This is a genomic window from Alteromonas confluentis (assembly GCF_001757105.1).
Classification (GTDB): domain Bacteria; phylum Pseudomonadota; class Gammaproteobacteria; order Enterobacterales; family Alteromonadaceae; genus Alteromonas; species Alteromonas confluentis.
Map to the genome: position 1 here is coordinate 148,916 of NZ_MDHN01000040.1, position 19,056 is coordinate 167,971.

The following is a 19,056-nucleotide window of genomic DNA, read 5'->3' on the forward strand; positions in this document are numbered from 1 at the left end:
AAAATAGAAAGAATATGCGCCAAATCACCGCCAACAGTTTTTTTAAACGGGGTTGTCATCCCGACTTTGATGAAGAAACGAATCGCCGTATCCTCGTGGTGAACTTGTTTTCTTTCGTTGGCTACACCATCACCCTCGTGCTGGGGTTTTATGCGTTGTTCAGTGGAACCTGGACATTAGGCTTCAGTTTACTCACCGCTTCACTCATCTTTTTCCTGGCAAGTCAGATTCAGGTTGCCTATCGCAATAAGGTGGGTCAGGTGGTTTCAGTATACTTGCTAACCGGTTGTTTAATGGGGTTGGAGACCTACCTGCTAGTCACCGGCGGCCACGACAACACGGGTCCGCTTTGGCTTTATATTTTGCCGCCGGTAGCCATGTTTTTCGGAGGCTTTAAACGCGGGCTAATCGTCATGGCCGTATTTACCTTGCTTATTACTATTATTCTTTTCAGCCCTCATGGATCACTGCTTCTTACTCATTACAGCGATAGTTTCAAAACCCGCTTGCTACTGTCCTTCTGCACGGTCACGTTTCTTTCTGCATTCTATGAATCCAGTCGACAAAACACCTACGAAATGATGCGTATGCTCAGCGCGCAATTTGAACAGCAAGCATTACATGATACTCTTACTTCTTTACCAAACCGGCGCGGGATCAGTCAGTTACTTGATCAAGAAATTAAACGGCATTATCGAACCCAGATTCCGCTCACACTCATCCTTGTAGACGTAGACAAATTTAAGCAAATTAATGACACCTACGGACATAATAATGGTGATATCGTGTTGCAAAGAACGGCACAGCATTTGCGACAGAATGTGCGCCGACAAGATATTGTCAGTCGCTGGGGAGGCGAGGAATTTCTCATGGTTCTGCCGGAAACTTCAGAACAAAGCGCCGCCATATTGGCAGAGAAAGTGAGAAAAACACTAGAAAACACCGCGGTATGGCTTGAAGAAAGGGAAATTAAAGTAACTGCCAGCTTTGGCATTTGTGAAATTAACAGCGATATTTCATTAAACCGGGGACTATCGCTTGCCGATAAGGCATTATATAAAGCAAAACAACTGGGCCGTAACAAGATAGTGTGCGCACACGATATGGCCTAATGATATTGCCATAATGTGAAGTCATAAACTGTTACAAACAGTCAATTCAATCGAAACACAAAGCTATTAAAATAAAATAATAAAGAAATACTGGGGAAAGGAATGTCGATGGAATGGAAAAAAATCGTCCTGCCAATAGCCATACTCGTGGCGGGTTATGCAGGTATGACACTGATCGCTTCTGCGGGAAATGAAGAAGAATCTGCAGCAGAAATAGATACACGACCTACGGTATCTATCAGTGAACTTCGCGCAGAAGATTACGAAGTTACTATTACGTCTTATGGCGAAATCACGCCGCTTGAAAGCACCAACTTAGCCGCACAGGTAGCCGGTGAAGTGGTGTCCTGGAATCCAAAATTTGTGCCCGGCGGCCTGGTGAAGCGCGGTGAAATTCTGTTTAGCATTGAAAAAGATGCTTACGAAGCGGCGTTATTGGAAGCCGAAGCCACACTGATTTCTGCGCAAGCGCAGCTCGTTCAAGAACAAGCACAAGCCGACGTTGCCGAACGTGAAGCCGCGAGCATGACCGGTAGCCGAATCACGGATCTCTATTTAAGAAAGCCACAGTTGTTAAGTGCGCAGGCTGCGGTGAAATCAGCAGAAGCCATGCTTCGCATTGCCAAACGGGACTTAGACAATTGCGAAGTGCGCGCGCCTTATGATGCCCTGGTCGTCTCGCGAGAAATTGGTACCGGCGATTTTGTTAGCACCGGCACGGTAACAGCTACGCTAAATAATGTAGAAACGGCTGAACTGAACTTCCCGGTTGCCGGTTTCGACCAATCTTTTCTGCCAGTAACGGTTTCCGGTACAGATGCCGTTATCACTATCGACAATCGTGAAATTACCGCGAGTATCGACCGAGATACCGGCGTTGTTGATCAAGCAACCCGAATGAGTCATCTCGTCGCCCGTATTGACGACCCATACGGCGTACGCTCAGGCAAGCCACTGGTGAAGTTTGGTAGCTTTGCCAATATTAGTTTTACCGGCAAAACCCTTGAAGCCGTTTACCGCGTGCCTCAGGAACTGGTGAACAACAAACAGATCTGGCTGGTAAACGAGAACGGCGAACTGGTAGGTGAACGTGTTAATGTGCTGCGTGAAGAAGGAGAATATTTCTTCGTTAGTGGCGACATCGACGGCGGCATGCTGGTTGTTACCCCTCCCGAATACCCAATCAACGGAATGGCCGTGAAAGTGATTGAAAGCGGCAAGAAACTCGTCGCCTCTCAACGAATCACGCAGTAAGGACACGCCATGCACAATGAACATGATACGAACCATGGCATTATCGCCTGGTTCGCCCGCAACAGCGTTGCTGCAAATCTTTTAATGATCTTCATCGTTGTCATGGGTTTGGCGGCATACAGTGGCCTACAGCGCCAGATGTTTCCTATGGCGGAATTCAATTACATCAGAATTAGTGCGTCTTATCCCGGTGCTTCGCCTCAGGAAATTGAAGAAGGGATCATCGTTAAAATAGAAGAGGCTTTAAAAGATGTGCCGGAAGTAGAGCGGGTTGTGTCCCGGGCCTTTCGTGGCTCGGGCTCATTAAGGCTTACTATTGACGATAAAGCCTCTCTGGCTAATGTACTCGACAAGGTTAACCTCCGTGTTGACGGTATTGCGTCTTTCCCTGCCGACATGGAACCCGTTACCATTGTACAGGAAGAATTTACTCAGCAGGTTATCGAGCTTCCACTGGTGGGTGATCTTCCCCTTACCGAACTAAAAGACATCGCGAAAGAAGTGGAAGACGAATTACTTCAGCTGGACAACATCAGTATTGTGCAAGCCGGTTACCCGCCTGATGAAATCGCCATCGAAGTAAAGCCAGACGTGCTGCGTAAGTACAACCTTTCGATCAACGACATCACCACTGCTATTCGTGCCTACTCAAGTAATATTTCTGCCGGTCAGCTCAGAACCCAATCCGGCATTATTGCCGTTAGGGTTGAAAACCAGTATTACCAGGGAGATGAATTTGCCAAGATCCCGGTTAAAATTGGTACGGGCGGCTCTCAGGTGTTACTCGGCGATGTAGCTGAAATCAAAGATGCTTTCACCGAAGGTGATATGTACTTCAAATATTCGGGTAAAAACGCCATTTACATGACAGTAAGGGCAACGAAAACCCAAAGTATTATTCCTGTAGCGCAAAGCATTAAAGACTACGTAGAGTTAAAAAACGAACAATTACCCGATGGCGTATCGCTGGAAGTGATGGTGGACTTCACCTATTACCTCGATGCCCGTCTGGACATGATGCTAAAGAATCTGCTACAAGGCGCAATTCTGGTCGCTATTATGCTCTCGTTGTTCCTGCGGTTCAGACTCGCCTTTTGGGTCATGGTTGGCTTACCTATCTGCTTCCTGGGTGCAGTTATGCTAATGCCGTTGTTCGGCGTAAGTATTAACCTTATGTCTCTGTTTGCTTTCATCATGGTACTCGGCATCGTTGTAGACGATGCCATCGTTATAGGAGAAAGCGCTTATACCGAAATAGAGAATAAAGGCGCCAGTGTTGATAGCGTTATACGCGGTGCCAAACGGGTTGCTACGCCGGCAACCTTTGGTGTACTGACTACCATTGCGGTATTCGCTCCGTTTACCGGCAGCTCAGGTATGGAAGGCGCAATGTTTTATAATGTTGCCGTGGTGGCTATCTTGTGTTTGTTTTTCAGCCTGGTGGAATCAAAACTCATTCTTCCGGCACACATTGCGCATATTAATTTCACCCCCATCAAGCCTGGTGGCTGGCGCTCTAAATTCAACGCCGGGTTCAACCGCATTGTCAATGGCCCCTACCGCCGTACAGTCGTTCGCGCAATTAAATGGCGCTGGGCAACATTAATGATTTTCGTTGCCCTACTGCTGCTTGCAAAAGGCCTGTTGGACGGTAACCACCTGCGCTTTGTCCCTCAAGGCAAAGTTCCCCACGACTTCCCCTCTATCTCTATTGAGATGAATGAAAATGTGGCTGACGACGCCATAATTAATGCCTTACAAACCATTGAAACCATCATCAGAAAAGAAGACAAGAAGGTCATAGAGGAGTTTGGTGGCGAAGGGATGGTACGAGATATCTTGGCCTTTAATGATGACCGCACCAACGGACAACTCTTCATGCCGCTAGTTCATGAAGACGAGCGAGTTATGGACACCTTCGAGATTGCACGACGTTGGCGCGAAGCCATGCCGGAAATAGCCGGCATGAAGGCATTCTACATTAACGACAGCCTGATGGGCGGTGGCGATGGTGACGGTGAATTCGGCTACCTGCTTTACGGCAGCGACCTGGCAACCCTGAATGCCGCTGGTAGAGAATTCATTTCGATGCTTCAGGAGCAAGATGGCCTGTTTGATGTCAGCTCAACCATCGACCCTACAAGTAAAGAATTTCAGATGACGTTGAAGCCAGTGGCCTACGATCTTGGACTTACTTTGCAGAATGTCGCTGCTCAGGTGGGTAGCAGCTTCTACGGCGGCGAAGCGCAACGGGTTATTCGTGATGGCGAGGAAGTACGGGTGATGGTTCGCTACCCGGCGATGTCACGCGAACGTATTGCCGACCTGAAATACTCCGTTATTACTACCCCGCAAGGCCGCGAGGTCATGCTGGGTGATGTGGTATCTCTCGAAGAGAAGCCAGGGATCAGCTACATCCGTCGCGAAGGTGGCTTCCGCAGTGTGTATATCTGGGGCAGCATCGATGAGCAAAAGGTCGAGCCCTTTGCGGTTATGGGTGAAGTGGACGAAAACATTCTTCCAGAATTACTGAAAAAGTATCCCTCAGTGAAAACGCAGATTGGCGGCAATATCGAAGAACAGATGGCTCAGCAAGACGAACAGATGCTGTTCTTCGTTGCTGGTATGCTTATGGTGTACATTCTGCTTGCTGTGCCGCTAAAAAGTTATGCTCAGCCACTCATCATCATGTCGGTCATTCCCTTCAGTTTTACCGGCGCCGCGTTTGGACATTACTTCCTTGGCTACGACCTCACCGCTATTTCCATGTTTGGTCTGATTGCCGCCGCAGGGGTGGTAATTAACGACTCATTAGTAATGACAGACTTTGTGAATCAGCGTCGTGCTCAGGGCTATTCCATTCGTGACGCCGTGGAAGAAGCCGGTTCTGCCCGCTTCCGAGCCATTACGCTCACATCCATCACAACGTTTGCGGGTGTAACTCCAATAATGTTTGAAACCAGTATGCAAGCAGCACTGGTTATCCCCATGGCCATCGCGCTAGGCTTTGCGGTACTTTATGCCACACTGGTTACACTTATTCTGGTACCCTGCCTGTATATGATTCTTGTTGATATCGGTATTGCTGGTAATGCGCTAAAAACGGTTATTAGCAAACGTCTGCCAGGCAAACGCTCGACAGACATATCGGAAGCAAATCCCTGAAGCCGCTTTAACAAAACGCCTCACTGAGGCGTTTTTTATTTTAATGATAAAGAGTACATTATGAGTAAATTAGCCATTCGCCCCGCAACCATTAATGACTGCCAGCAAATTCTTGCGTTTATCACAGAGTTGGCAATTTATGAAAAAGCTGAACATGAAGTAGAGTCTACTGTCAGTGATTTAGAAAAGACGTTATTTGGTGAAAACGCCACGGCCCATTGCGTAATTTGCGAAAACGAGAACGAAGCGATTGGTTTTGCCGTGTACTTCTTTAACTATTCAACCTGGCAAGGACGCAATGGCTTGTACCTTGAAGATCTCTTTGTGTCTCAGTCTGCGCGCGGCACCGGCGCGGGTAAAGCCCTGTTAAAGCATTTAGCGAAATTAGCGGTAGACAACAACTGCGGACGTTTCGAATGGAGCGTACTAGACTGGAACACACCGGCTATTGAGTTTTACGATTCTCTTGGCGCAAAACCCAAGTCGGAATGGTTAGGCTATCGCCTGGATGGCGCAGCATTGGAAAAGTTGGCTGCTAGCTAACGCTCTGGAAAATTTAACAACGCTAACCTACTGTGCCGGCATGAATGTGACCGAACCGCCGACTAAAGTGGAAAAATGCGATGAAATTCTTACTTAGGTGGTTGAATTTAAATCTTATACCATCACTATAAACAGGAACATTCACAACAACCAAGGAACTCCCCATGGCTACGGTTACACTGCAAGGCAATCCACTTGAAACAATTGGCGAACTGCCTGCTGTTGGTTCAGCCGCTCCGGCATTTGAACTGGTAAAAACCGATCTGTCTACGGTCACACTGGCTGACCTGGCAGGCAAGAAAATTGTACTGAATATTTTCCCATCGGTAGACACTGGCACATGCGCCATGTCGGTCCGTACTTTTAACGAAAAAGCGGCGTCTTTAGATAACACCGTTGTGGTTTGCGTATCTGCTGACCTTCCTTTCGCAGCAGCTCGCTTCTGTGGTGCAGAAGGTGTAGAAAACGTAGAAACCGGTTCAACTTTCCGCTCTGATTTCGGTAAAGCCTACGGCGTTGAATTTACCACAGGCCCACTCACTGGTCTGTTGTCACGCAGCGTTGTGGTAATTGATGAAGAAGGCAAAGTAGCCTACACCCAGCAAGTCGCTGAAACGGCTGATGAGCCAGATTACGAAGCAGCCATTGCGGCGCTGTAAATCGAAAAAACACCGATGAACAAAGCAGCCAATCGGCTGCTTTTTTTATGCCTAAGGTATGCTGTAGGTTCCCTACACGCTGACATTCACACGCTCGGCCCACTCGATACCTCGGTACTCTCAGGTTCACCTAATGGGAGTTGCCGACTGGATTCAGGCACTTTTTCAGGCGCTCGAAAATGTATCACTCTTCTAAAGGCACATTTGAAAGGGTTAAGATAAATACCGGTCAAACTTTTGTGCTCTTCGTACTCTTTTCCAATACCAATTTGCAACGACTTAACCGTTGATGAGTATATCAAGGTATTGAAAAGTCTATCCCACACCGCCAACGCCGAGCCAAGGTTAACGCCAAAATGTTTAGGATTGCTACTGTGGTGTATTTGATGCTGTGCTGGCGATATAAACCACTTCTCGACCTTATTCCCCCACGACCACCAGATATGGCTATGACGAAGGTTTGAGCCCATGACATTGAATGCAAATACAAAAACATTTGCCCCGGCAATATCAAACATTGTCAGTGTTGGTCCAAATAAGTAGTAACATAACCCAACAACCATCCCCTGTGTTAATGCCATCCGGCAACCATAAAGGTAGCTTTCTACCGGATGTGAGCGGTAGATTGTGAAGGGGGTCAGCACTTCGGCGGAATGGTGGACCTTATGGAACTCCCATAAAACAGGCACCCGGTGTAATAACCAATGCAATAAAAAGCGACTAAAATCGTCAGCGATAAAAAGCAGCACGGTAAAAACACAGACCACAGCGACATCGGGCATGACAATGGGCGCATGAGCGCCAAATACATACTCAATGGCATTCGAGAAACCAATGGCAACCGGTACCATGGTGATAATAACAACAGGGAAAATAGCAGCTTTTATTAATTTGTTCAGGAAAAGTAGCCCCACGTCGTGCCATGCGGATTTACTTTTTAAAATACGTCGCGGAAGTAAAAAATGAATAAACCGGCGCCAGCGCGGCTTACCAGCCATTCTGTCAGCGTCGTAATACGCTGACGTAAAGTTGGCTAACTCGCGCAGTTTATCAAGTTGGAAAAATAAAAAGGTCGCGAAAATCAAAGCGAACAGCAGATAGAGCCAAAAAATGCGTTTATTTGCATCAAACAAATAATTCAGCAATTCATTGCCATTCATGTGAATGAATTCAAACAATGTTGGCTCTCCTCTGCTAAAACAACAAATGTGATTTGTTGCTATGTTAGTAACGGAATTGATACCCGATCATAAATTGTCTCGGCTTGTTTCCCCTTGCTCCATAAGGGCGTCTGCTGACAATTTGCTGCTCATCAAACACGTTATCTACCTTAAGATAAACCTGGATATGCGTATTAATGAGATAACTGGCTGACAAGTCGGTGACCAAAAGACTTTTGGTTTCTACACCAGATAATAGTACACCATCGCCAGATGCTTCATGCATTGCACCAGTGTAACGACTACTGGCAAACACATCCCAGCGATCGCCGGTAAGCCCAATATCAAAAGATACCTGATGTTCAGGCAAGTACGGCAGCGGGTCACCCTCAACCACACTTCCCCACATCGGGAAATCTGAGTCAAAGCTGGTATCAAACTCAGCTGAAGTATAAGTGTAGGTTAAAGAAACCGGTATATTCACCGCACCATCTGTCTCAAAAGTATGCTTCGCGGCAAATTCAACACCAAATACACTTGCTGCACCGCTGTTAAATTCTTCATCTAACGCGTCACCACAGGCTGATGCGGCAGAGAACGAACAACTTTCTTTGAGTTTCTTGAAATCGTTGTAAAACACAACGGCTTCTAATTGCGAGCTGCCTTCGTGGTAACGGGTACCAATTTCATAATCGATGCTGTTCTCAACATCAACTTCGGGGCTCTCTTGCGGGCTTGTTGGAATAAAACCTTCATGAATACCGGCAAAGAAACCGAGTGAGTCTGAATACTGATAGAATACACTGACTCCAGGCAACCAAATACGGGTACTCTTCAGAAGAAAATCGTTCTCTTCGCCGCTAGCTTCATTCTGATACTCAGAATCGAAGAACTCGCCACGTACGCCCAAAGTAAACTCGAAAGAAGACCAAAACAGCGTTTCTTTGAGAAATACCGATAAGGCATCCGTCGATTCGCGGTTTGTCGAGGTCGCCACTGTTGCCGAGCCATCGGTGATCAGGTTAGAAGCCTCCATTAGGAAAGCATCTTCCGTATGTCTGCGTCTGATTTGATCTTGATGAAAACGAAAGCCGGCATTCAGTTGATGTTTAAGGTTGCCAAACGAACCATTGTAGTAAGCATCCGACTGAATACCCTGGGAGTAATACTTCCTCGCATTATCGCCTAGAATGATTTTTTCATATTCCTGCACGGAATCGGATTGCCCGGTGAGAATAGCGTAAAATTGCGCGTTGGTGTCGTCTTCCGGCGCAGCCAGAATCTGCTGCAAATCTCTGTTAACCAGGCCGCCTTTGAAACCGTTTATCTTAAACCATGAGCGCTCAAAATTATTTCTGTAGAGCCTGGTGGTTACGTCGAATGTGGAGTTACCAGCGAAATGCGTTAATAAAAACTGGGAATGCTCCCAATCCATCCTGTCTCGCTGGCTAGCGGCGTACCGACGGTTTGGTGATATAGCAAAATCATTGTCAGTGATGCCTAAATAGGTTTCGTTAGACAGTTCATCAGCATAAGCGACTTTTAGTTCCAGTATTTGCGACAATGTATTCGATGACAAGTCATAATTCAGCTTAACCATGACATCGTTTTTCTCAAACCCGGTATCACCGCCACCATCGAGTTCTTTAAACCCGTCGGAGCGAAGATGAATGCCTTCTATCAGATAACCTAAATCGCCGGAAACACCGCCGTAGTAACCTTTCAGCTTGCCATACCCATCGCTACCGGCAGCGACATCAATCAGCCCTTCTGTAGTTGAAGGGATTTGACGAGTAACCAGATTTAACGCACCGGCAACCGTGTTAGGGCCATATTTAATGGCCGCTGGACCTTTAAATACTTCTACGCCGGTCATTTTGCTCATCATCGGGAAGTAATAGGCGGCGGGTGCAGAATAAGGCGCTGGACCAATTAACACACCGTCTTCCATCACCGTTATTTTCTTACTTCGTTCCGGTGTAGCCCCTCTAAAACCAATATTCGGACGTAAGCCAAAGCCATCTTCTTCCCGAATATTCACACCAGGGACACCGTACAACACACGGTTGATATCATCGAATTTGAAGCGCTCCAATTCGACTTCGGTGATAACCGTTGTAGAACCAGCTTCGGTTCTCAGGCTATCGTCGGTGCCGATAATTTGAATGCGTTCATACATATCCGCCGTATCGTTCGCTGTAGACTCTTGTGCAAATGCAGAAGTGAAGCAGCATGAAATCGCAATTGCCAGTACAGAAGGTGTAGTCTTAATCATCTTAGTCGTTATCCCCTGCTGACGTGGCCGGCAATTCAAGCGCAAGGCTGTTAATGAAGTCAGCCTTTAAATTATCCGTCACCGATTTAACATCGGCATGGGTCTGCGTTACGGCGTCAGGATCTTGCACAAGTGCTTCAGCCAACGTCGTTTCATAGGCCCTTACATTTTCAATCGCTGTGGTGATGTCGTCACGCATTGTTTCTGCGGTGTCTGTATCGCCAACGTCAATGAGAAAGTCGGTAAAGCCGGGGCCATCGCTGCCCGTAAGCAGGGCTTGAAATCCAATGAGATTATTTAAGATATGTGCAAAAGAACGCTGCGCGTACCCGGACTCCACATCCTCTGGACATGCCTGAGCACCGCATGAATTGGCAAAAAGGCCAAGTGGCGTAGCCAGTTTTCCATCTTTAGTCATAGAGTCCAGATAAAACATAGCATCGCTAATTCGGTTAACCGCTTCATGCTCACTGGCAAACATACTCGAAGCACTTCCTGCTGATTTAAGCTGTGCTGCGTAGCCGTTGTCGCCAGCCCAAAGCGACAGCAGCGTTTCGCTACTCGTAGCAATATCATTGGCCACTTCTACGGCAAACTCACAACGAGCTACGCGTCTTTCACTGTTTGAAAGGTTATGCCAGTTGCCCGGAGAACCTGATTCACAACTAACATCCAGATCCTCGTTAAATAACAAGTATTCCAGTGCAACCATGCCCTTTCTTGACGGTGTGCGCAGAGTAATGTCGTAAGGCGCGCCATTGACTTCTCCCTCACGGAAAAACTCAACGTCGTAATCCACTGCACAATAATTAACCACAGGCCATGAGTAGATGTTGTTTTTCAGTAAGCCGTCGTTGTCGAGTAGAGGCCCCATTTGCATCATTTCTGCTTGCTGCCACGACTCCATTGCATTTTCCCAGCTCAAGCGCGCAGCACTTTTAAACGGTGTCAGTTCGGCATCGGTGATATCAAAATTGGCCAGTGCCACTTCTGACTCACAGTAGGCGCTTACCTCTTGTGCCTGTTGCAGCGCATCAGCATTGAACTGTTGAAAAACAGGGGTAATCACATTGTCAGTCAAATGTGTAAGTAATGCCTGCTCATTAAAACTTGTCGTTACCGGTGCGTTGCCGCCTGTGCCATAACCTTCTCCAGCAGTATAAGAACTACTTTCACCACAGCCTGAAGTGAGCAAAGCTGAGGCGACTGCTATAGAAATCACACTACCGGAATGTGTTTTCACGTCTGCCATGAATCTGATACCTCTTAGGGAAACGTTGATCTAAATCTAAACAACAAAAAGCCTGACCGTTTCCGATCAAGCTTTTTATATTGTCACGCTAGTGATGATTACCAGTTTTCAACATTCTCTGCGTCGAAACTCATGGCGTTTTGAATAATGTCTCTGGCTGCCAGCAAGTCTGCCTTGTAGTCTTCAACTGATGCCGTATCTAACACCGGAGCATCTGCCATCAATGCGTGCAATTGGGTGTAGTCTTCATCAGAAATCAAAGAGTAAGGGTTGAATTGCAGACCCAGCGCAAACCCTTTCATTTCAGACCAGTGTTTTGCTAAATCAGTGAAGCTGAAATCAGTAGTATCCAGATTATCGAGGTCAGCAATGGTGTCATTGATGTAATGTACAACGGTTGCCGCTATCGCTCGCTCCCAGGCATCTACAGCAATATCACGCTGCGCCAGCAGACTGTCCATTTGCTCGGTGGTCAACGCCATACCCGCATTGTCATTAATGATCTTTCTGCCGTTAAGGAAGGCTTCCATTGCAGCGGTAGAAAAATCCGTTGGGTTGGTGTTAGAAGCAGTGCCTCTGTCACGCTTTGCAGCATTCACAGATTGACCAAAGTTGTATTCTGACAACAAGTCAATTTCACCATTACCGTCGGTGTCATGCATACCGTTGTAATCAGCCCGTCCGTCTTCTTCAGAACTGACTTTTCCAGAAATTTCATTGTCGTTGTATGCCAGGTAATCACGTGCGGCACCGAAATAGCCGAAACCTTCATCGAACTGGTGTTCCAGTGTGGAGTACGCTTTGCCCGAAACAGCTGAAATGTTATCCGTTGTTAGCCCTTTGCTGCCGTCGATGTCATTACCGGCTGCATCGGTGGCCTCGTTGCCCAGGTAATCATCCGTAGATTGAGAATATGTGATGGCAACAAGCAGGAATTTTTGAATAAGTTGCTTAAGGTCGGTTCCGTTTTCATTCACGTAAATGTCTGCAATCGCTTCACCCGTTGCCGCCTGACGCACTTCACCGTTCAGGTGTGCTTCGGCGTTATCGGCAAGTTGCCCAAAGAAAATGTCGACCAGACCTTCAGGGGTTGTTGAGCCTTTCGCTCCCCAACCTTCGAAATCACCGTCGTTCCACAATTTATGCTGACCTTGCGCATCGTTACCAGCGATTTTGCCAACCAGATTTTTGTGAGAGCCTGAAATATCAGTCAGAAAGCCCTGTTCAGCATCAACAAAGGTAATCGGGAAGTTATCGTATTGCTCTTCAGTAGTGCGGAAGTACTTGTCTAACTGAGCCAGAATCGCAGCACGGTCGGTAAGGGTACCGTTGTCCAGGTCATCTTTTAATGAATTCGTAATGTAGTAGTTCAGTTCTGAGATGAGTACGTGTCGAGCCGTCTGACCGCTGTAGGAAACACTTGATTCACCGTCGATAAATTTACTTGCGAAGGTGTAAGTATCAAGTTCGTCCTGTACATCAATCGTGAATGCCTTCGAAAAGCTCTCACCTTCAGAATCCGTTGCGGTAACCGTGACCGTAAGCGATTGTTCAGATTCAAAATCAACCGTCACACCTTCAGCTAAAGACAGCACTGAACCATCAATAACAAAGTTGTCGTTATCTACAGTATAAGTCATGGTTCCGCCTTCTGCATCGGTTGCAGACAGCGTGCCGATTTCCGCACCGGCTGCGTTTTCAGTAACAACGGCGGTAGTCAGGCTAATATCTGTTGGGGCTGTATTGGTAGGCGTGGGAGTTGTTGGTGTTGTAACCGTGTCGTCTCCGCCAGAGCCACCTCCACATGCACCAAGGAGTAAAGAAGCAGAAATTACCACAGAAAGTTTACTTAAATTCATTAAAAAATCGCCTTAACTTTTAAACCCAAAAACTAACAAACTGCATCGTAAAGCCCACGTTAAAAATGTTAACGCCACTCACTTTAACTAAATAAACAATTTATTATTACTTAATATGCTATGAGAAAAATCTTGCTACCGACAGCAAAATGGCAAAAAACCAAGTTAAAAAGCCCATTTACATAGACAAACAACTGCAAAGTTTTCGAAAACTTGATTGCAAAGAAGAATTCTTCTCATCCGCATTTGTGGCAAATTTAACATATCTAACGCTGAAACATATTAGACGGAAGTATACTTAGCCCCAGACTGACGACTTATTTGCGAGGTATTTTTAGTAGCACGAGTCGATTTTTGCGCATCTAAATAGTGACTAACTAACGTTGTCAGAGTGCCGTCGTGGCTGTCTGTATTGCGTGCTTTAACAAAATAATTCTGATCTTCCCCGCTCCCTTCCTTGGTAAGAACCCTGTAAGCCATTGCATGAAAGGCAGCTCCTCTGCGACGGCAAAAAATTTAAATTGGATCAAGGAGTATCACAATGAAGAAAGCCGCTATTGCCTTATCGATTGCACTTACTACTACAGCCGCACTGGCTGATGACGAATTGACGGTTTATATGATGGACCCCACTTCCGGCGAGGCTGCCGGTGAAGTGATGATCAGTGATAGCGAATATGGGCTGGTGTTCACACCTTCCCTGGAAGGTTTAGCACCGGGCGGACATGGTTTTCATGTACACGAGAACGCATCTTGTGAAAGTGCTGAGAAAGACGGTAAAACTGTACCAGCCGGCGCCGCAGGCAGTCACCTCGATCCGGAGAAGACGGGACAGCACGGCTACCCTTGGGCAGACAACAGCCATCTCGGCGACCTCCCTATCCTGCTGGTAGACAGTGACGGCATGGCAACGCATCCCGTACTCGCGCCACGCTTAACCATGGACGACCTCAAAGACCGTGCATTAATGATTCACCAAGGCGGTGATAACTATTCTGATGCCCCTGAAAAACTTGGTGGTGGCGGTGCCAGGGCACTGTGCGGTGTGATTAAGTCATAATCTGGGGCCTTACACTTTTAACTATAAAAAACAAAACCGCCTGAATGGCGGTTTCGTTTTATTACCTTACTCAATGCGTTTAGTCGTCAAGCGCACAATTGCTTATTGTATTGCCGTCAAAATAACACTCTACATCAATCCACAGACCTTCATAGGCACTTAAACTAGCATCTGTAATTGTGTAACCCCATAGCGTGCCGTCGGTAACCTGACCTTCAATATCAAGTTCAGCATCGTTATCCATTAATTCCACTTCGCGCACAACATAACTGCCATTTCTTACCACGCCTTCAAGTTCCAACGATGCGCCAGCAAGCGTTTCCAGCGTTAGATAATCATCAAAGCGCGTATTACTGTCTATAACAAAGGTATAGCCGTTAAAAGTGAGTAGATTATTGCTGTAATCCATCACGCCAGAAACCGAGAAGTTCGCAGGGATAGTGCTACCTGAAACGCCTTCTTCTGGTGTACTTGAATTGGTGCCCGTGCCCTCAAGATCTAATTCAGTCAATACACCATCAACGGTAGTCGCTTCTGCGTAACCCCCTACCTGTAAATCGGCTGCTACACCGTCTTCAATGCGTGTTGAAGACAATATCTCGAAGGTATACAAATTACTCAGTTCAAATGCGGTATAAGTTTCATTAACCCAGGTAATAACTCCGCCAGTTTCGACTTCTCCGGTATTGCTATCTCTTTCGATCTCAATCTCGGTGGCTACCAATACGCCGTCAGCGTATGTACCGACTATTTCAACATAGCTGTTGATCGCAATCTCACCATCTTCAATGCGTGCCGTGCTGTAATCAACGGTTACGCCATTAACGACAAGCTGTTGTTCCGTGCTGTCCAAACTTGCAATGAAGCCTTCTATTTCTGTCCATAGCGGTACCATACCCGCCCCTGTATCGGTAAGGGCTACCACGCTGCTATTTTCCAGTACCAAAAACACGTAATCACCCACGGCGACATCGTTACCGGAATAGGTGTAAGTTTCCCCTGCAACAGTAATCGAATCGGTACTGATTGCCGTTACTTCACCAGCCACATCGGGGTCGATTGCAATTTCGGTAACAACATCATCTGTACTAAAAACCGTTACCGGCATACCTTCAATTAAGACGGAAGCGTCTATCACTTCGCCCTGATAGGTCGTCTCAACACTCGCCGTAGAAACTTCGTAGCTGTTCACCGAAATACTATTTGTCGTCGCACTGGCTATTTTACCGATAACAGTGTCTGGAATAGACGTGAGAGTCTGGTCGCTGCCAGAATTACTGTTGTCAGTATTGGGCGTTTGATTACTGTCACTGGAATCACTACTAGAGCCACAGGCCATCAATGTTGAAGCTAAAGCAGCCATTATCAAAGTTTTACGAAATTGCATGAAAAGTCCTTATCACGATTATTTAAAAGTAGTCATGACGCAGGATAATTCTTCGGGTGTGAAGCAAACGTGAAGGTCAATTCATTTTTGGACGAAAAGGATGGTTTTATTGCTTGGGCATCAAAAACCGGGAGGACATGTTAGTCAGGGAATGTGATTGATACGCGATAGCCTGCTGGCAACTGTTCGATGGTCAACGACCATTCGAGCTTTGCGCCAATTCTTTCAAGAATCACCAAGCCATACCCATATCCTTTCTGACATTCGCTCTGCTCAAAATCGTTCTCTACCACAAGCCTGTGCGAATCTAACGTGATCTGAACCTTGCTATGCGCATAGGAAAGCGCATTTTTAATGATGTTTCTGAATGCAATCACCAAAAAACTACGGGGGGCCCGCACCACCGAATCGCTGTTAATTTGTATATTGCACTCTGGCCGCTCCCCCTGTAGGACACGGGTAACCACGTCGATTTGTTCATACAATACCGATGCAAGCACTATATCTTCGAAAAACTGCGCTTCAATCGTTTCTTTGCCCAGTAACAGAAAAGTATCGGTCAGCAAACTGACATCATCACAGGCGGTTAAAATACGTTGAATGGCTTTGAGTTGCAGTGGTGATTGGTTGGGCACTTTTTCCAGCAACTGCGCAGAACCTTGCATTACCATTAACGGCGTGCGAATTTCATGGGAAGAAAACCGGCTGAAATCCTGCTCTCGTTCGAAATAGTTATTGATTCTTTGCTTACAAGCTAGCATCGTCTTTTCTATAGAAGCGATTTCGTAAAACGTGGTATCAACCTGAAAATCTGGCTGTTGTGGCTCCATATACTTTACTTTTGCAGCCATTCTCTCCAAAGGGCGCGCAAAATAACGGGCGAGATAAACACTCAGCACAATCACAGTAAACAGTAATATGAGTACTGCGAGCGTAATAAACACCTGCAATTTGTCTTCATATTCATCAAGGTAGTCATCCGCTTCATCTTTAAACACGATATAGTAAAGCTCATCGCGGCCAGGCATTTGCGCTACCACAAAATGCCTATCATTATCGAACTCTTCCATTTCGTAGAATCCTGGCGAAGAAAATGCGTCTAACCAATTGGGCTTTGGTTTGTTTTGCCAGTAAATTTCAAACTCCAACGGATTCGGATACGCAATCTCTTCCCCACTTTCAACGCTATTTGCATATCGCTGAGACTCCGTTTCTAACCAGTGATGCAGACTTATGACCTCCATTTGGTCTTCAACAAAAATGGGCACAAACCAAATGAGGAAGATGAATACTGAAGCCACTCCCCCTAACACCCAATATAATTTTTTCGCCAAACGCGGAATATGACTAGAGGACAAGATTGAATCCTTTGCCGTAAGCAGTGCCGAGTAGATCCTTACCTGCGACTTTTTTGAGATGACTTCTCAGGCTGTAAACATGGCTCCGAAGTGCATCGCTATCTGGGCTTTCATCGCCCCATAGGGCTTCGGTCATGCGCTCACGACTTACTGTTGCGGGGTATGCAGTTATCAGTTCCTTTAAAATAAGATGCTGCTTAGGACTCAGTTTTAATATTGATTCGGCGTAAGTAAAATGGTCTTTGTGGGCAATAAAACTTAACTCCCCAACACGGATAGGCGTCACATCTATGCGCTCTCCACGTTTAGACAGTGCTGTTACTCTTAACTCAAGCTCTTTCATATCAAAAGGCTTTACAAGATAGTCATCACCGCCTGCATTAAAGGCATCTAATTTATCGGAAATCGCATCTTTTGCAGTTAAGAAAAGGATCGGAGTGGAAAGATGCAACGTTTGACGAATCGCGGCTACCGTTTCTATTCCATTTAAGCGGGGCATCATGATGTCCATAATGATCACATCAAAACGTACAGCGCCCAGCAGGCTTAACGCCGCCTTGCCATCATATGCACATTCAACGATGTGGCCATCCAGCATGAGATAATCACACAAGGTTTCCATCACTTGTAAGTTGTCTTCAACAATGAGTATTTTCATCCATTCACTCCTGTCTTTACCCGCTAAAAATGCCTATGTTTGCCTGCAACCAATAAAATGTTCGCATTCCCAATCGCGCTATTTGAGCAGAACGAGTGTGAAAGAAACGTGAAGTAACAGAGGCATCTACTCCATATAAAACGGATCACTCTCTTTTCTATACAAAACTGTATAGTTTCAGAATGTCTGGGGTAATGAGCACTGTGGCAATGTAAAGGTGCTGACGCAATTCTGCGCCATTTTACAGGAGAAACCTATGAATAAATTAGTAAAAAGTTGTATCGCCGCAAGTGGTATTATGATCTTATCTGCTGGTACAGCAGCCTGGGCAGACTACAGTGATGTCAGAGCGTTTAATGAAGCCCAAATTACCCTGAGCCAAGCCATAGCTGCCGCTGAAAGCGAACAAGGTGGCAAGGCGTTTGAGGCAGGTATCGACGATGATAGCTTCACACCCGCATACGAAGTTACGGTGGTGAAAGACAACAAAGTGTTTGATGTTCGTGTCGATGCCAAAAGTGGAGAAGTAACCGGTGTACGTGAAGATTACGACGACTGATTTCTGAAATTGAACCGGCGGGCTTTCAGCCCGCGTTTTTCCTTTCATTCGTGGAGCAATAATGCGTATTTTACTCGCCGAAGATGATGAAACCACAGCGGCGTTTGTTGTTAAGGGATTACTTGAACACGGGCATGTCGTTGATCACGCCTCGGAGGGCCAACAAGCCTTACTGCTGAGCATTCAAGAAAACTACGATATTCTCATTCTAGATCGAATGCTGCCTGGGCTTGATGGCCTTTCTTTATTAAAAAGCCTTCGTACTGCGGGCGTGCAAAGCCCAGCACTTTTCCTAACGGCACTCGGTGGAATAAATGACAGAGTCGAAGGCCTTAAAGTTGCCGACGATTATCTGGTAAAACCGTTCGCGTTCGCAGAACTTTATGCCCGTATTGGATCTTTGCTGCGCAGGCCCGCAGCAATAAAGGTCGATCACAGCTTACAGTGTGGCGATTTAACCATGGATCTTCTAAAGCGGATAATCTTGCGAGGCAATAGGGAAATTAAACTCCAACCAACGGAATTTCGTTTACTTGAGTTCTTACTTCGCCATAAAGGTCAGGTGGTTACCCGTACCATGTTACTTGAATCGGTTTGGGATTTTCATTTTGACCCGAAAACGAATATTGTCGAAACCCACATCAGTCGCCTTCGTACCAAGCTGAATGGTAATGACGAGCCCGATTTTTTAACGACGGTACGTGGAGCTGGGTATGTACTCGATGAACCGAATCATTCATAGCGCCGGATTCAGG

15 protein-coding genes are annotated in these 19,056 nt (G+C 46.3%); 8 read left to right on the forward strand and 7 right to left on the reverse strand.

The window, feature by feature from the left end; genetic code table 11:
* Positions 1-14 precede the first annotated feature (14 nt).
* The 5 genes from BFC18_RS17575 (at position 15) to tpx (ending at position 6,733) form a co-directional block, all read left to right on the forward strand.
* Positions 15-1,112 (forward strand): GGDEF domain-containing protein, encoded by a 1,098-nt coding sequence (locus BFC18_RS17575; protein WP_070126855.1) that lies wholly within the window; start codon positions 15-17, stop codon positions 1,110-1,112.
* Between the two features lie 108 nt (positions 1,113-1,220).
* Entirely contained in the window at positions 1,221-2,366 is a 1,146-nt protein-coding gene (locus tag BFC18_RS17580) for an efflux RND transporter periplasmic adaptor subunit (RefSeq protein WP_070126856.1), read from the forward strand.
* A 9-nt stretch (positions 2,367-2,375) separates the two neighbouring features.
* The gene (locus tag BFC18_RS17585; RefSeq protein ID WP_070126857.1) at positions 2,376-5,531 is read left to right on the forward strand and encodes an efflux RND transporter permease subunit; all 3,156 of its coding nucleotides are present in this window, start codon (positions 2,376-2,378) and stop codon (positions 5,529-5,531) included.
* 60 nt (positions 5,532-5,591) lie between these two features.
* On the forward strand, positions 5,592-6,074 hold the full coding sequence (locus tag BFC18_RS17590; RefSeq protein WP_211481048.1) for a GNAT family N-acetyltransferase: 483 nt from the start codon (positions 5,592-5,594) through the stop codon (positions 6,072-6,074).
* A gap of 164 nt (positions 6,075-6,238) precedes the next feature.
* Complete coding sequence (gene tpx, locus BFC18_RS17595) at positions 6,239-6,733, forward strand: thiol peroxidase (RefSeq protein WP_070126859.1); 495 nt, start codon at positions 6,239-6,241, stop codon at positions 6,731-6,733.
* 86 nt (positions 6,734-6,819) lie between these two features.
* Here the strand turns inward: tpx and BFC18_RS17600 are convergent, their stop codons facing one another.
* From BFC18_RS17600 to BFC18_RS17615, 4 genes are all read right to left on the reverse strand, one after another.
* Entirely contained in the window at positions 6,820-7,911 is a 1,092-nt protein-coding gene (locus BFC18_RS17600; protein ID WP_083273166.1) for a sterol desaturase family protein, read from the reverse strand.
* 46 nt (positions 7,912-7,957) lie between these two features.
* Positions 7,958-10,168, reverse strand: coding sequence for a TonB-dependent receptor family protein (locus tag BFC18_RS17605; protein ID WP_070126860.1), 2,211 nt, complete (start codon positions 10,166-10,168; stop codon positions 7,958-7,960).
* Between the two features lies 1 nt (position 10,169).
* A complete protein-coding gene (locus BFC18_RS17610) occupies positions 10,170-11,420 on the reverse strand; it encodes an imelysin family protein (protein ID WP_070126861.1) in 1,251 nt (416 codons plus the stop codon).
* A gap of 98 nt (positions 11,421-11,518) precedes the next feature.
* A complete protein-coding gene (locus BFC18_RS17615; protein WP_070126862.1) occupies positions 11,519-13,279 on the reverse strand; it encodes a DUF4856 domain-containing protein in 1,761 nt (586 codons plus the stop codon).
* A 541-nt stretch (positions 13,280-13,820) separates the two neighbouring features.
* Between BFC18_RS17615 and sodC the strand changes: the two genes are divergently transcribed.
* Positions 13,821-14,339 (forward strand): superoxide dismutase family protein, encoded by a 519-nt coding sequence (gene sodC, locus BFC18_RS17620; RefSeq protein ID WP_070126863.1) that lies wholly within the window; start codon positions 13,821-13,823, stop codon positions 14,337-14,339.
* Positions 14,340-14,418: 79 nt separating this feature from the next.
* Here the strand turns inward: sodC and BFC18_RS17625 are convergent, their stop codons facing one another.
* From BFC18_RS17625 to BFC18_RS17635, 3 genes are all read right to left on the reverse strand, one after another.
* The gene (locus tag BFC18_RS17625; protein ID WP_070126864.1) at positions 14,419-15,726 is read right to left on the reverse strand and encodes a DUF5666 domain-containing protein; all 1,308 of its coding nucleotides are present in this window, start codon (positions 15,724-15,726) and stop codon (positions 14,419-14,421) included.
* Positions 15,727-15,866: 140 nt separating this feature from the next.
* A complete protein-coding gene (locus BFC18_RS17630; protein ID WP_083273167.1) occupies positions 15,867-17,084 on the reverse strand; it encodes a sensor histidine kinase in 1,218 nt (405 codons plus the stop codon).
* Positions 17,074-17,742 (reverse strand): response regulator transcription factor, encoded by a 669-nt coding sequence (locus BFC18_RS17635; protein ID WP_070126866.1) that lies wholly within the window; start codon positions 17,740-17,742, stop codon positions 17,074-17,076. The genes BFC18_RS17630 and BFC18_RS17635 overlap by 11 nt, the downstream gene beginning before the upstream one ends.
* A gap of 256 nt (positions 17,743-17,998) precedes the next feature.
* Here BFC18_RS17635 and BFC18_RS17640 point away from each other — a divergent pair, with 256 nt between their 5' ends.
* On the forward strand, positions 17,999-18,301 hold the full coding sequence (locus tag BFC18_RS17640; protein ID WP_070126867.1) for a PepSY domain-containing protein: 303 nt from the start codon (positions 17,999-18,001) through the stop codon (positions 18,299-18,301).
* A gap of 61 nt (positions 18,302-18,362) precedes the next feature.
* Positions 18,363-19,043: a response regulator transcription factor gene (locus tag BFC18_RS17645; protein WP_070126868.1), complete on the forward strand. Its 681-nt coding sequence runs from the start codon at positions 18,363-18,365 to the stop codon at positions 19,041-19,043.
* The last annotated feature ends 13 nt before the right edge of the window (positions 19,044-19,056 follow it).